General features: G+C 69.5%; 12 protein-coding genes. 5 read left to right on the forward strand and 7 right to left on the reverse strand.

The annotated features are described in order from the left end of the window. Positions 1-131: 131 nt before the first annotated feature. Together ACGF2V_RS28530 and ACGF2V_RS28535 are read right to left on the reverse strand one after the other, a co-directional pair. Positions 132-647 carry an FAD-dependent oxidoreductase gene (locus tag ACGF2V_RS28530; RefSeq protein ID WP_362628614.1) on the reverse strand — a complete coding sequence of 172 codons (516 nt, stop codon included), beginning with the start codon at positions 645-647 and terminating at the stop codon, positions 132-134. A 366-nt stretch (positions 648-1,013) separates the two neighbouring features. Then, positions 1,014-2,177, reverse strand: coding sequence for an ROK family transcriptional regulator (locus ACGF2V_RS28535; protein WP_362628611.1), 1,164 nt, complete (start codon positions 2,175-2,177; stop codon positions 1,014-1,016). A gap of 155 nt (positions 2,178-2,332) precedes the next feature. Here ACGF2V_RS28535 and ACGF2V_RS28540 point away from each other — a divergent pair, with 155 nt between their 5' ends. Both ACGF2V_RS28540 and ACGF2V_RS28545 read left to right on the forward strand, forming a co-directional pair. Beyond that, entirely contained in the window at positions 2,333-4,915 is a 2,583-nt protein-coding gene (locus ACGF2V_RS28540) for a hypothetical protein (RefSeq protein WP_362710130.1), read from the forward strand. 139 nt (positions 4,916-5,054) lie between these two features. Then, entirely contained in the window at positions 5,055-5,339 is a 285-nt protein-coding gene (locus ACGF2V_RS28545) for a hypothetical protein (RefSeq protein WP_362628606.1), read from the forward strand. Between the two features lie 111 nt (positions 5,340-5,450). Here the strand turns inward: ACGF2V_RS28545 and alr are convergent, their stop codons facing one another. Next, on the reverse strand, positions 5,451-6,572 hold the full coding sequence (alr, locus tag ACGF2V_RS28550) for an alanine racemase (protein WP_362710139.1): 1,122 nt from the start codon (positions 6,570-6,572) through the stop codon (positions 5,451-5,453). On the opposite strand from alr, the gene ACGF2V_RS28555 reads away from it, so the two are divergent. Further along, entirely contained in the window at positions 6,474-6,716 is a 243-nt protein-coding gene (locus ACGF2V_RS28555; protein WP_362628667.1) for a hypothetical protein, read from the forward strand. The genes alr and ACGF2V_RS28555 overlap by 99 nt on opposite strands. 316 nt (positions 6,717-7,032) lie before the next feature. Here the strand turns inward: ACGF2V_RS28555 and ACGF2V_RS28560 are convergent, their stop codons facing one another. Next, positions 7,033-8,580 (reverse strand): helix-turn-helix domain-containing protein, encoded by a 1,548-nt coding sequence (locus tag ACGF2V_RS28560; RefSeq protein ID WP_362710127.1) that lies wholly within the window; start codon positions 8,578-8,580, stop codon positions 7,033-7,035. A gap of 836 nt (positions 8,581-9,416) precedes the next feature. Here ACGF2V_RS28560 and ACGF2V_RS28565 point away from each other — a divergent pair. Continuing rightward, positions 9,417-10,850, forward strand: coding sequence for an amino acid permease (locus tag ACGF2V_RS28565; protein WP_362710124.1), 1,434 nt, complete (start codon positions 9,417-9,419; stop codon positions 10,848-10,850). Between the two features lie 26 nt (positions 10,851-10,876). Here the strand turns inward: ACGF2V_RS28565 and ACGF2V_RS28570 are convergent, their stop codons facing one another. Further along, entirely contained in the window at positions 10,877-11,089 is a 213-nt protein-coding gene (locus ACGF2V_RS28570; RefSeq protein ID WP_362710122.1) for a hypothetical protein, read from the reverse strand. Between the two features lie 645 nt (positions 11,090-11,734). Here ACGF2V_RS28570 and ACGF2V_RS28575 point away from each other — a divergent pair. Then, positions 11,735-11,977 carry a hypothetical protein gene (locus tag ACGF2V_RS28575; protein ID WP_362628597.1) on the forward strand — a complete coding sequence of 81 codons (243 nt, stop codon included), beginning with the start codon at positions 11,735-11,737 and terminating at the stop codon, positions 11,975-11,977. Between the two features lie 820 nt (positions 11,978-12,797). On the opposite strand, the gene ACGF2V_RS28580 is transcribed toward ACGF2V_RS28575, so the two are convergent. Together ACGF2V_RS28580 and ACGF2V_RS28585 are read right to left on the reverse strand one after the other, a co-directional pair. Then, positions 12,798-12,923 (reverse strand): hypothetical protein, encoded by a 126-nt coding sequence (locus tag ACGF2V_RS28580; protein WP_362629441.1) that lies wholly within the window; start codon positions 12,921-12,923, stop codon positions 12,798-12,800. Continuing rightward, a complete protein-coding gene (locus ACGF2V_RS28585) occupies positions 12,920-13,510 on the reverse strand; it encodes a hypothetical protein (protein WP_362710119.1) in 591 nt (196 codons plus the stop codon). Before ACGF2V_RS28585 ends, ACGF2V_RS28580 begins: the two co-directional genes overlap by 4 nt. Positions 13,511-13,764: the final 254 nt, after the last annotated feature.

Here is a 13,764-nt window from a genome sequence, read left to right on the forward strand (position 1 = left end):
GCGGGGGGCCGGTCCCCCGGGGCTACCCGGGCCTCCGCCGGGCGGCCCGCCCCCCCCCCCCCCCCCCCCCCCCCCCCCCCCACGCTTGGGCCCGGCCCCGTCACGGACGTGGCCGGTCGGCCGGTACCGCGTCAGCTCCGGGCCGGGTCGGCGGGGGTCTCCCGGGCGGCGCGCGTCCCGGACACCGGCGCGCCCGGTACCGCCCCGTTCGTACGGTGGTCGCCGCAGACGTACCTGCCCGGCCCGCAACGGGTCGTGCGGCTCGACGGCGAGGGTGGCCGCGTCGCGGGCGGCGCGGCCCCGAGGGTGCGCACCGCGATCCGCCGCCGGTCGCGGGTGTCGGTGCCGCGCGGGTCGGCCGACTGCCGGAACACCGTCCCGTCCCGACCGGGGCGGTTCGCGCCGAAGCCGGGTGTGAACGGCCGCCGCCGCAGACCGCTCGTGCCGCCCCGTCTCCTGGCCTGCGGGCAGGAGGTGTCGAACACCTGGCAGCCTCGGTCCAGGAGGTAGGAATCCCGCCGGTCCGTGCACACCCGGCCGCCGGGCTCGTCGGACGCCGCCGGAACGGCCTCCCGCCGCCCGGCACGGCAGAGGTCCAGAACGCCGACGACGCCGGTGTCCGGCGCACGGTGGTGAGGGACGGTCATGGTTCTCCTCTTCCGGTAGCCGGCCCGGGGGCCGAGGTGCGGAACGGGCTCCGCGACTCACCCCGCAACGCGCCCGCCGGGCCAGCGGACCACGTTCCCCGCGCCGATGCCAGGAACCACGACGGCCGAGTCGCCGGTGGAGTACGCGTTCACAGCACGACGGACTCCAATACCACGACGGCCTCGGCAAGTCCGGCCGGATGCGGCGATCCCGGCGGGGTCCGCCGAGCCCAGCCGGGCCCGAGCGTCACGACCGGCCTGCGGCGGGGGCCGCGCTGAAACACGCCCCAGATCCGCGACGAGTCCGCCGACGGCGCGGCGAAGGACCGGATGACCTACCGCAAGCCTGAGGTCCGCAACGGCCGTTCACGGGCGCGCCGCCGTGGGCCGCCGGTTGTGCGCGAGATACGTCGTCTCGACGTGCTCGACGGCTCGCCAGATCGCACCGAGCGCGACCCTGTCGTCGCCGAGCGAGGACGGCTGGAGATCGGGGACCCGGATGCACAGCGGCTCCAGACGGTTACGGAGGTGGGGGAGCAGGACGTCGGCGGACTGGGCCAGTCCCCCACCCAGCACGACCCGTTGCGGGTCGACGGTCAGCACCATGGCCGCGAGGCCGAGGGCCACGTCGCTGGCGTAGCGGTCGACGGCGCGCACGGCGACGGTGTCGCCCCGGCGGGCGGCGGCCAGCACATGGGCGGCGGCGTTCCGCGGGGGTACGCCGGGCGGGACGGCGGGACAACACGCCAGGCGGGTGGCGGCGGTCGCCCAGGGGGTGACGGGGAAGCTGCCGATCTCGCCCGCCGCGCCGCCGTATCCCCGGTGCACCCGGCCGCCGATGATCAGCGCCGCGCTGAGGCCGAGACCGGCGTGGATGTAGACGGCGTCCTCGATGTCCCGTGCCGCACCGAGGCGTTGCTCGGCGAGTGCGGCCAGCCGGGTGTCGTTGTCCACCAGGACCGCCCCGGCGCAGCGTTCGTCCAGGTGCTCGGCGAGCCGTACGCCGGTCCAGTCGGCGGCCGCTCCCGCGAGTACGACGTCTCCCTCCGGGCCGACGACGCCGGTGGTGCCGGCGCTGATCGTCCAGATCCGGTGGGCGTCGATTCCCGCGTCGTCCAGGCACTCGGTCATCACGTCGCCGATGACGGCAAGCCGGTCGGCGCGCCGGATGTCCGGCGGCACCGTTCGGCGGGCCGTGGTGACGACCGTGCCGCAGAGGTCGGCGAGCACGGCGAGGACGCTGTGGGCGCCGATGTCCAGCCCGAAGACGTAACCGGACTCGGCCCGGAACCGGTAACGGCGGGCCGGTCGTCCCACCGCGCCGGGCGCGGGCGGGACTTCGGCCGCCCACCCCTGGTCGGTCAGCTCGGTGGCGAGGTCCTCCGCCGAGGCGCGGGAGAGACCGGTGAGCGTGGCCAGCTCGGTCAGCGTCACCGGCGCGCCGGCACTTCTCAGCGCCCGCAGCGCGCCGAACGTGTTGAGCCGACGCAGCTGCGCCAAGTCACCGCCGGCTGGTCGGGATGCGTCCATGTACTCCTCTTGACGTCGTTTCGGCCATAGGGATTAATCAGAGAGTTCACGAAAACACTGCGGTGGTCAAGCGTCAGGAGGACGCTGATGTCGCTCAAGTCCGCGAACAACACGCCCACTTATGGGGAAGACTCTCATAATCTGGAGGGACCACGGTGGCCCAAAAACGCCCTAGACATCTCCTCATCCTGCTGCTCGCCCTGACCGTTCTGGTCGCGGGTCCTGCACCCTTCGCCGCAGCCTGGGGAGGTGGCGGCACCAGTAAATCGGCACTGGACCGGAAGTGGTTCGGCCCCGAGGCCGACCTCGGCGTCCAGCAGGAAACGGTCTCCATCAGCGACGCCGTGGTGGGTACGGAGGACGGCCGGCCCACGATGTACGCGACGGTCTCCGCCGAGAACGCGATCTTCAACGTCATCGACATCCGGGACAACCGGCTGCTGCGCTCGTTCACGCTGCCTGGCGTGCAGCAGTCCTGGCGGCATGCGATCGGCCCCGACGGCACCGTCTACATCGCCGCCATCACCGGCGGCCAGACGGGAGAGCTGTGGAGCTACAGCCCGGCCGACAAGGAAGTGCGCAAGCTCGGCACCGTTGCGGGCGAGAAGTCGCTGTGGTCGATGACCACGGACCCGGAGGGCAACGTCTGGATCGGCACCTTCCCCAACGGCAAGGTGTTCAGATACGACCCGCAGAGCAAGGACTTCCACGACTACGGGCAGATGGTGCCCGGCCAGCAGTACGTGCGCTCCCTCGCCTACCACGACGGATCCGTCTACGCGGGCGTGGGCTCCGTCGGTGACGTCATCCGGCTCGACACCGCCACCGGTACGAAGACGAAGATCTCCGACCAGGTCCCGGCGCTCCTGGGAGTGGAGCCCCAGAAGGTGCCCTTCGCCTACGACATGGCGGTCGTCGACGGCTGGCTGTTCGTCAAGTTCGCCGACCCGCAGATGAAGCTGCTCTTCTACGACCTCGACGCCGGCAAGTGGAGCGACAAGTCCGTCGGCAAGAACACGTCTTCGGACGCGGGGGTCTTCTCCTTCAACCAGCTTCAGTCGCGGGACGGGAAGGTGTACGTCACCAACAACCGCGAGCTGTACGAGATCGACACGGCGACGCTGGAGTCCCGCTCGACCGGAATCGCCTTCGGTACCTCGCTGCGCGGTGCCGCCTGGGTACCGCTCAATGATCCGGACCTCCCCGGGACCTCGCTCGTCACCCTGCAGTCGGGCGGCAAAATCACCGCTTTCGACATCGCGTCACGGCGGAGCAAGGTGCTGCCCTCGGTGGTGAAGGGCGCACCGAACCCGCTGCACAACCTGGAGGCGGCGCCGGACGGCACGCTGTTCATGAGCGGCTACCCCGGCGGCACCGGGTCCCGCTTCGACCCGCGCACCGGCCGCACCACCCGCTTCCCGATGGGCCAGGCCGAGGGCATGGCGGGCCTGGGCGACACGATGTACTTCGGCATCTACCCCGGAGGCATCATCTCCTCGGCGAAGCTGGACGCGGCGACCCCGGCCGTCTCCGAGAAGTTCCGTCTCGGCTCCGGACAGGACCGGCCGTACGTGATGAAGGCCCACGACGGCAAGCTGCTCATCGGCTCCATCCCCGACTACGGCAAGCTCGGCGGCGCGCTGACCATCTACGACCCCGACAGCGGCGAGAAGAAGACCTACCCCGGCATCGTCCACAACCAGAGCGTCGCCGGGCTCGCCCAGCGCGGCGGACGGATCTACGGCTCCACCACCGTCCACGGCGGTCTGGGGACCGACGCCACCGAGTCCGAGGCCAAGATGTTCGTCTGGGATGTCGCCGGCGAACGCAAGGTCAAGGAGTTCACCCTCGACCTCCCCGGCCTCGGCAGCCCGAAGATGATCAGCGGTCTCAGCTTCGGCCGCGACGGCCTGCTGTGGGGCGCGGCCGACGGATTCCTGTTCGCGGTGGACCCGGACACCCTCCAGGTCGTCAAGTACAAGAACGTCTACCCCGAGGTGAAGAACTACGGCATGTGGCGGCCGGTCTACCTCCGCTGGGGCGCCGACGGCCTGCTGTACACCACCCTGGCCAGCAAGCTCACCGTTGTGAACCCCAAGACCATGGACCACGTGACACTCGGCGACTACGACGAGGAGGTCGCCTTCATGACCCTGGCCCGGGACGCCGACGGCCACGAGAACATCTACTTCCTCGGCAAGAAGGCGGAGTCCCGGCTGCGGATGATCCCGGTGCGCCGCGGCCTGGCCCGCGCCGTGGCCGTCGACAACGCCGGCTTCGAAGTGGCGCCGCTGGACGACGGCGCCGTCCCGGGATGGCAGGGCGGTGGCACCCTGTTCACCCTCTCGCAAGAGCGGGCGTACACCGGCAGGCGCAGCATGAAGATCGTCGATGCGGCCCGGAGCGGCCCCGAGGCGTCGGCGGAGCTGACCAGTGAGCCGGTGCCGGCTGCCGCGGGGGCGTACTACCGGGCCCGTGCCAAGGTGTACATCGAGGACGGAAGCACCGACGATTCGGTGCTGCTGCTGAGCTTCCTCGACGGGGCCGGCCAGCCGGTCGGCCGGATGGCGAGCGCACCGCTGCGCAGCGCGGACCAGCGGCGCTGGATCGACGCGCAGGCGAGTGGTACGGCTCCGCCTGGTACGGCGTCGGTCCGCGTCTCGCTGTACTCGTCCACGTGGAACCTCATGACCGGATACGTCGACGCGGTAAGCCTTCGACAGACCAGGCGCGGGTGACACCCACGCGCGGACACCGGGCCACGGCGACCGTACGCCGTGGCCCGGTGTCGTCGATGCGGCGCTCAGCCCTCGCCGTCGAACTCGCACCGCACGGCATCACCGCCAGCGCCTCGTGTGCGGTACCGCGCTCAACATCGTGGACTTCATCCCATGCTTCGATCTGGTGGTCCTGCTGGAACTGGACATCGAGACCATGGTGCGCCGGGTGTCCTCACGCAGCACGGATTTCGGCCGCAGTGGCGCTACCCGCGAGTGGCTGGTCGGCTGGGCACCCGGGTTCCAAAGAAGCGTCAAACAGCTCGGGGCGACGGTGGTCGATGCCCTACTACCAGCGAGAACCATTGCCGATACCGTGATCGGCCTGGCCGAGGAACAAGGACTGATCGACTCCAGCACACACGAGAGACCCGGCGGTCCCTGACTGCGCCGCTCAGCACCTACGGGGGATGAGCGCAGCGGGCGGGCACGACGCCTTCGCTGTTGGCCTCGCCTCGATCCGGAGGCTGTCTGCGGGCCGGTGAACGGGTCGACGTCAGCGTTCTTCCGGGGCGGAACCACCGGTGTACGTGCGCGGTACACGCGCGCCGATGCGTGTGACGATCTCGTAGGAGAGGGTTCCGGCTGCACGTGCCCAGTCCTCGGCACCGGGCTCCCCGTGGTCTCCGGGGCCGAAGAGCACGATCTCGTCGCCGGCTGCGGCTGTGTCGTCGCCGAGGTCGACGACGAACTGGTCCATGCAGACCGTGCCCGCCACCGTGCGCTGTCGGCCGGCGGCGAGGAGCGGACCGGCACCGGAGGCGTGCCGGGGTACGCCGTCGGCGTACCCCAGCGGGATCAGACCGAGCGTTGTCTCGCGGGGGGTGCGGTAGCGGTGGCCGTAGGAGACTCCGTGCCCGGCGGGGACTCGCTTGACGGAGACCAGCCGGGCGGTGAGCGTCATCGCCGGCCGCAGCCCCAGGGCCGCCGGCTCGGCCACCTCCGGCACCGGGCTCAGCCCGAAGAGCGCGAGCCCGGGGCGCACGAGGTCGAAGTGGGTCCGCGGAAGGTTGAGGGTGGCTGCCGAGTTGGCCAGGTGGAGGACTTCGGGACGCAGCCCCGCCTTCCTCGCGAGCCCGACCGCATCACGGAAGTGCTCCACCTGCCGGTCGGACTCGGGGTGGCCAGGGTGATCGGCGTGGGCGAGATGGGACCAGATCCCAACGACCCGGACATGCCCGGATGCCTCCGCACGTGAAGCCGTCTCCAGCAGGGCGGGCCAGTGGGCGGGCGAGGCGCCACCGCGGCCCAGCCCGGTATCGATCTTCAGGTGCAGCAGGCCCGGTCGGCCCGCAGCCGTTGCCGCCTGAGTCGCGGCCTCGACTGCCCAGGGGTCTCCGGCCGATAGTTCGATCCCGGCGGCAACGGCGGAAGCCCAGTCGTCACCGGTGCCCAGCAGCCAGGCGAGGATCCGGCTGCCGATCCCCGCTGCGCGCAGCGCCAATGCTTCGTGCATGCGTGCGACGCCGATCCAGGTCGCGCCGCCGGCCAGTGCCGCGCGGGCGCAGGGAACCATGCCGTGCCCGTAGCCATCGGCTTTCACCACGGCCATCACTTCGGCGGAACCTGCCGCATCGCGCAACCGAGCCGCGTTGGCTCGGATCGCCGCGAGATCGATCCGAGCTTCCGCGAGCGCCGGTTCTTCGTGAACCCGGTGCGCGCGACTGATGACCTCGCGGCTGTGGGCCGCGTAAGAACTGCCCCTCTTCACGCCATCGTCCTTCCGATGAATCCACCGATGCCCGGCTGGGTTGTGGAGTGAAGCCATGGTGTCGATGGCGGGAGCCCGCCGTCATCGTGCGAACGGCACTGTTCTTCGGCTGCCGGGTGTACGGCTGGCACAACGCGGCAGTGGATGCGCCGGACGCGGCAAGGGGCTCCTGACTTTTTTTACCCCTCGCAGCACTCGCAGCCGCCGCAGTGCATCCGGATCACCATCGTGCACCACCGCCCGATGCCGGCTCTGAGGCTTTGAGGGCCCGTACCGGCCTCAAGGAGTAGTGCATGTTGCGTGCCGGGCATTGGCCTGGTGCGAGGCAGCGTGGACGTCGTTGTCCTTGCACAGAGCGGCATGCGCATCAGCCTGTAGCCCTCTTGTCCGGCTCCGTTCGGACTGGCTCGTCACGCTGGAGATGTGCCTGCAGCACCAGGGTCACGGCCAGTCGCTGTTCGGGATCCGACAGGTCCACTCTGTGGATGAGGTGCTCGATCCGGCGCATTCGTTGCCGCACGGTATTGGGGTGGAGCCGCAGGATTCGCGCGGCACGGTTGTAGTCGCCCCAGTTCATCAGCCAGGTCAGCAGCGTGGAGGCCAGCGCCCGCCGATCGCGGCCCTTGTCCTCCAGCCTGCTGAGGTCGTGGATCAGGTCACCAGGCAGGTTGGCGTGGGTCCGACGGATGACCACTTGGGCCCATACCTCTTCGTAGCTGACGGCTGGGCGCTCCAGAGCCACGCCGGTGCCCAGCACTTCGAGGGCCTCCCGGCTCCTGGCAGGCAGAGCCGTCGCCGAAGAGGCGGGGCGACTTGCACCGACCTGCCCGATACGCCCGTTCAAGCTCAGGGAGCGAGCCCAGGTCCAGCTACCCGGGCCGTCACCGTCTGTGAGGATCGCGTACACCAGCCCCTCCATGTCGGTGAGGATCGGGTCGGCCCAGGCGTGACGTCTGAAAACGGTGCGCCATACGGCGAGGTCATTCTGTGCGCTCGTGCCGTTCAAGCGGCCCAGCGCCGCCACCCGGACCTCTCGAGCGGGCAGGACCAGGGGCTCGGTCGAGGAGCTGTCAACGGGTCTGCGGAACGCCTCACGGATCCGGTCCGCCGTGTAGCGGCTGGAGAGTTCTTCGTGCGCACGCAGTCGAACGAGCAGCAATCCCAAGGAACGTGCCATGTCGAGAAGGCGCTGCCGCTTCTGCGGCGTCAGCTCACCGTTGTGGATTGCCCAGATCGATCCGATGACCTCGGGGCCGACGCGTATGGGGACGACCAGACGTGTCAGGAAGCCGGGATCCTCGATTTCGACCTTGAACGGCTCATGACTCGCTGCGAGGCGGCGGAAGGTGCCTGCTGCGCGCAGCTGCGTCACGATTTTGTCCGGTACCGCGCGCCCCAGGATGCTGTCCATCCGTACTTGGTCGGCAGTCTCTCCAAAGGCCGAGTAGGCCACTACTTGGCTCCGGAGGTCCTCCACCGTGATGGGGGCGGCCAGCAGCTCGGCGACGTCGTCGCTGAGTCGGAAGATCCGTTGGTGCGCGTCGTGGGCGTTGTCGAGTGGCGCGTGGACGTGTTGGAGCATGGCATCAGCCATCGAGATGAACTGTACCCAGCCGACATTCTCGGCCAGCTCGCCCAAGGCGAGGTGGCTGTCGGCGGCCCGATGCCGCACCCGGTCAGCGACAGGACCACGCAGCAGAACACCCGCCGCCTGCCGTTCGGTGACGCTGTCCATCACCTCGAGCCGGGTCTCCTCCGTGAGGGCTCCGGTGGCGAGAACGAGCGCGCCGCGTTCCATCGCGCCGGCCGGGTCGCCGTACACGTGGAGCCCGGTCACTTCCACCGGCCGTCCCGCGACCAGCGTCGTGGCTACACCCGGGCCAAAGCTCTCAAAGATACGAAAAGCGGTGACCATGCTTCAGGAATGTAATCCCGGAACAGTCCAGGGTGACAAGAGTGGCGGAATCCGACATTCAATTGTGATGGGGGCTCGCTTCATCATGGGGGCCATGGCGAAGGTGATGAGCGATCGGCCCCCGCGGCGTGTGACCGCCGTCGGCGCCGGCATGGCGGGACTCTCTGCGGTTTGGTGTCCCCTCTTCGCCGGTGTACGTGCCGCCGTCGGCGAGTCCGCGTCTTCTCCGCTTCCTCGCTCGCTTCGTCGGCAGCAGCAGCACGCAACGGTGCTGGGATCGCGCGATGGCGGCGCTCGCCCGGCTGAACCATCAAGGGCGCACCCCGAGCGACCGGTGACCCCGAGACGAGGAACCACGAACTCACCGGCCGCCCCGTTACCGTCCCGCTGATCAGCGACGACCCGAACGACGACACAGCCGCAGGGCGTGAGCCCGGGCTCCCGTCCGTGGCGTCGACGGGACCGGTGCCCCCATCGTCCGAATGGTGGGCCTGTGACCAGATGATGCGCCGGTACACCCCTGTCACACGCGTCAGGCCGTGCGGCCTTCGCTCACGTCCCGCTAAGGGCTGTCCCGTGATTCCTGACGGGCGTGCGGCGTCAGCTACGACACCTCGCCGCGTTGCCGGAAACGCCCGCATACATGCAGTATTCGGGTGTCCCTCCGCCTTGCGATGCACCGCATCCGACGCCGCACGCTGATCCACCAGGGATTACGGGACGGTCCTTGGGCCATCCCACCCGACACGAATGCCTACGGACGTATCACGAAGGAACTCGAGCTTGTCCACGGAGAGCGTGAACACGTTGTCACGTGCACGATGAAAGGCGCGGATATGACCACCCCGAAAGTCCCCCAGGCGACAGTTGCTGACGCCTCCGCAGAGGGATACGAGCGCGGACTCGGCAGCCGCCAGGTGCAAATGATCGCCATTGGCGGCGCGATCGGCGTCGGACTCTTCCTGGGAGCCGGCAAGAACATCGAGAAGGCCGGCACCAGCCTCATCCTGATGTACGCGCTCGCGGGCGTGATCATCTTTTTCATCATGCGGGCACTCGGTGAGCTGCTCCTGTACCGCCCTGTCTCGGGCTCGTTCGCGGAGTACGCACGCGAGTTCCTGGGCCCGTTCTTCGGCTACGCGACCGGATGGACGTACTGGCTGATGTGGGCCGTCACCGGCATGACCGAGTTGACCGCGGCGGCCATTTACATCAACTACTGGTTCCCGGACATCCCGCAGTGGACCAGCGCGCTCGCCTTCCTGGTGGTGCTCTTCGGCGTCAACCTGATCTCGGTGAAGATCTTCGGTGAGCTGGAGTTCTGGTTCTCGATGGTCAAGGTGACGGCCATCATTGGCATGATCGTCATTGGCGCGGGTGTGCTGACGCTGGGATTCTCCCAGGCCGGCGACACCGCCACGGTGAGTAACCTGTGGTCGCACGGCGGCATCTTCCCGAACGGCATCGGATCCAGCTTGATGACACTGCAGGGCGTGATGTTTGCGTACCTCGCTGTCGAGCTGGTCGGCGTCACGGCGGGCGAGTCCGAGAACCCGGAGGAAACCCTCCCGAAGGCGATCAACACGCTCCCGTGGCGCATCATCGTCTTCTACGTCGGCTCGCTGATCGTGATCCTGTCGGTCGTGAAGTGGACGGAATTCCACGCCGGCGTGAGCCCCTTCGTGGCGGCCTTCGACAAGATCGGCATCCCGCTGGCGGCCGGCATCGTGAACTTCGTCGTCCTGACGGCAGCCCTGTCGTCCTGCAACTCGGGCATGTACTCCACCGGCCGCATGCTGCGCGACCTGGCGGCGAACTCCGAGGCGCCGAAGATCTTCGGCAAACTGAACGGGCGGAAAGTCCCTGCCGCGGGCATCACAGCGTCGGTGATCGTGATGTCGATCGGCGTGATGCTCAACTACCTGGTGCCGGAGAAGGCGTTCGGGTACGTCATGTCGGTCGCCACCGCGGCGGCCATCTGGACCTGGGCGATGATCCTGCTCAGCCACATCCGCTACCGCGGCAAGGTGCTCAAGGGTCTGCTGCCGGCCTCTTCCTTTCCGGCGCCGGGCGGCACGGTGTGCAGCTGGATCGCGCTGGCCTTCCTCGCCTTCGTCACGGTACTGACAGCGATGGACCCCGATGGCCGGATCTCGCTGTATGTCGGCGTGCTCTGGGCGGTGCTGCTGACGATCGGCTGGTTCGTCGGCAACCGCGGCAGCCTGGCGGCTGAGGCCGAGCCGGACTACGCGCGTGCGACATCCCGCTGACCCCGCGGGGTTCAAAGGCCCCGCCGTCATCGGCCGGTCCCGGGCCGACCCGATCGCCGACGAGGTGCGGCGTCGCCTCCGCCTCGCCCGTGGGGCGGGCCGAGGTCGCGGTCACCGCTGCGGTCACGGAACCGCCGGTCCACCTTGCCGTTGGCGGTCAGCGGGATCGCGGGCAGCGTGACGATCCGGCGCGGCACCATCGTGTGCGGCAGCCGGTCCTCCAGCCAGCGTCGCAGCACCTGCGGGAGCCCCGTGGTGGCCGGGCCCCGGCAGGTACGACGGCGGCGACGAGTTCCCGTGCGTGGTGCGGAAAGGACCGGCGAACGCTTCTGCCGGCCACGCCCCGCCACAGCCGCCACAGCCGCCCGTGGACGCGGAGAGCGTCGAGCGCTGGGCCGACGCCCTGGCCGCCACCACCGCATTCGCCAGGTCGAGCACACCGTGGAACTCCCCGGCGTCTGCCGCCCCTGCCGGTCGGACGCGCCGCACCCACCCGAGTAGCCGACACATGGCTCAGTGACGATCGCCGATGCCGGCTCTCCGGGCACCGGCCTGGTTGTCCGGCGGCGTCGCTCGGCCTGCGGGCGAGCTGCACGACTGAAAGCAACAGCACCATCGCTCCACGAGCAGTCCGCGCCCTCTTCGGGAACGTTCTCGTCCGGATCCGGTGGTGGGCCGGCCGCCCTTCGCCGAGGCCCATCGGGAACCGAGCGTTGGCGCGAGGTCGCTGTGTGAGTGATTCCGCCGGCACGGTCGGGTAGCAGTGCACGCGCTGCCGGAGGATAGGCGCGCTCTTCCGCTAGTGTCCTCGGCACCGCGCCTTCACCGGCGAGCGAAGGTGCAGGTGCCCAGCTCATCCATTCCGGCAGTAAGGGATATCGTCCATGGCCGTGTGCGAGGTCTGCCACAACGACTACGAGCTGGCGTTCGAGGTGCGTGCCGCGGGAGGAGCGGTCCACGTCTTCGACAGCATCGAATGCGCCGCCCAGAAGATGGCCCCGACCTGTGTCAACTGCCAGTGCCGCATCCTGGGCCACGGTATGCAGGCGGACGGGCAGTTCTTCTGCTGCGCACACTGCGCGCGTGAGGCGGGCCTTTCCCAATCCCAGCTCGTGGATCACGCCTGACCCCCTCGGCCCAGTCGCCGGAGCGGACTGCGGAGCACGCTTCTACGCGTGCGGTGCTGCTACCCGGTCGCATCAATGGCCCCGCAGGACCTGAACTCCGTCGCAGGAGCCGCCCTGAGGGAAACGTGGTGACGTAGTGTCACCCGTGAGGGGCCGACGGCGCGGGTCCTGGAGGAACCCGGCAGCTGGATGCTCATCGGTCCGGGCATGGAACCGATCCCCACGCAGCACCTCAGCGAGCCCTGGCTCGTCGTCCCGACATCACCGCGGCCGACGAAGCCACCGTCCACGCGGTCATGAACGCGCTCGACCAGCTCCGGGCGGCGTCAGGGACCAGGTCCGCGCGACGGACGCCCGGAGAACACATGGCCGGTGGACCCGGGCATCTGGCCCGCTTTGGGAGTCGTGATGACCCGTCCTCAACCCCTGGCTCCCGATAGGCGGATCTGCGGGCGGCTTCTCGCGGGCCGTCGGCTCCGGGCAGCAGGCCCGGCGTGAAGGCCGCCACCGGCCATGATGTGGCAGACGGCCGGTCAGCGCAGACCGCATGGCGTCGGCGGTCAGGTGCGTGGCCTTGAAGGAGGACCGCTCCGAACAGCAGGGGCTGACAGGTGCAAAGGCGGGATGACCTGTTCCAGCTCTCTTGCCAGTCTTTGGGCTTCGCCACGCACCTGAGCAGGGATGTCTCCCTGTTCCGCGATGAGGCGGTTGTAGATCGGGGTCTCGTGAAGCACGGGCAATATCTGCTTTCTGGTGGGGGCGACGGCCCTTTCCCGGTCACCGTCTGCGGGACGCGGACGGTGCGAAGGCGGCGGGGCGGTCAAAGGTGCGGGTCGAGGGCGAGCTGCGCCGTCAGGTCGGCAGCGGCCCGGCGGACCATGTCGGAGTCCGGTGGGTCGGGAGCAGCGCCGAGGTGCTCATGCAGTCGTGTCCAGGAACGGGTCATGCCCCGCAGCCTAGAGGCCGGGTCCGACACCACCGGACCGGGCACCACCTTGTCCAAGGCATGCGTGCCGGTTGTCGGCTCGTGGTCACGGTGGAGGCCACCGGGCACACCCGCGCTGGACGCACGTTCTTGACCACGGAGTGGTCGAAGGCGTCGCCGACGACGTCGTACGCCGGTTCCAGGACTGCGGTCGAGACGCACCTGCTGCTGCCGACAGTGTGGGGTGGCAGGAAGGCCCGCAGCATCTCGGCGGGCAACCGCATGGTCGCGGTGCGGATGCGGGCGGCGAGCCAGTCGCTGTAGGCGCGCTTGGAGGTGATCAGCATGGCGAACAGATGGGCCGGCATCCGGCTGCGACGCATACGCACCCCGTCGAGCGAGACGGCCCGCACCGCCAGCACGCCCAGCCGCTCCGCACCGTCGACCAGAGGCATCCAGACGATCACGCCGTCGTCGGCGTCGGCCACTCGCGGGGAGACGGTGCGGTACGCCCAGCCGGCCAACGAATCGGCCACCGGCAGCGGCTCCAACGCCTCGTCGAGTGGGATGAGCAGCCGTTGTCGGAGGTCCACGAGGTAGATCCGCACGGTCTCCCGGCCGAGGGCCGAAGCGCACCGGTTCGCCAGGGCGGACAGTTCGAATGGCAGGGCCGTCTGCGCCTCGATGATCAGTCCTTCCAGCTGGCTCTCGTCAACAGCGGCATCACGAACGGCGGCGGGCCCGGCTGCGGCTGCCGTCGAGAGACTGGGCGCGGAAGCGGCAAGCCCCGGCGCAGGCGTGTGTAAGCGCTTCGTGCAGCAGTGCATGGTGCCGGCCCGGCGCCCGGAGAGCGGCGGGCAGG

This window comes from Streptomyces sp. NPDC047982, from assembly GCF_043204165.1.
Lineage (GTDB): Bacteria > Actinomycetota > Actinomycetes > Streptomycetales > Streptomycetaceae > Streptomyces.

Bases quoted from the DNA above. Each gene is read 5' to 3' on its own strand.
- ACGF2V_RS28530 (WP_362628614.1), bottom strand. From the start codon at position 647: ATGACCGTCCCTCACCACCGTGCGCCGGACACCGGCGTCGTCGGCGTT.
- ACGF2V_RS28535 (WP_362628611.1), bottom strand. From the start codon at position 2,177: ATGGACGCATCCCGACCAGCCGGCGGTGACTTGGCGCAGCTGCGTCGG.
- ACGF2V_RS28560 (WP_362710127.1), bottom strand. From the start codon at position 8,580: ATGGTCACCGCTTTTCGTATCTTTGAGAGCTTTGGCCCGGGTGTAGCC.
- ACGF2V_RS28565 (WP_362710124.1), top strand. From the start codon at position 9,417: ATGACCACCCCGAAAGTCCCCCAGGCGACAGTTGCTGACGCCTCCGCA.
- ACGF2V_RS28575 (WP_362628597.1), top strand. From the start codon at position 11,735: ATGGCCGTGTGCGAGGTCTGCCACAACGACTACGAGCTGGCGTTCGAG.
- ACGF2V_RS28580 (WP_362629441.1), bottom strand. From the start codon at position 12,923: ATGACCCGTTCCTGGACACGACTGCATGAGCACCTCGGCGCTGCTCCC.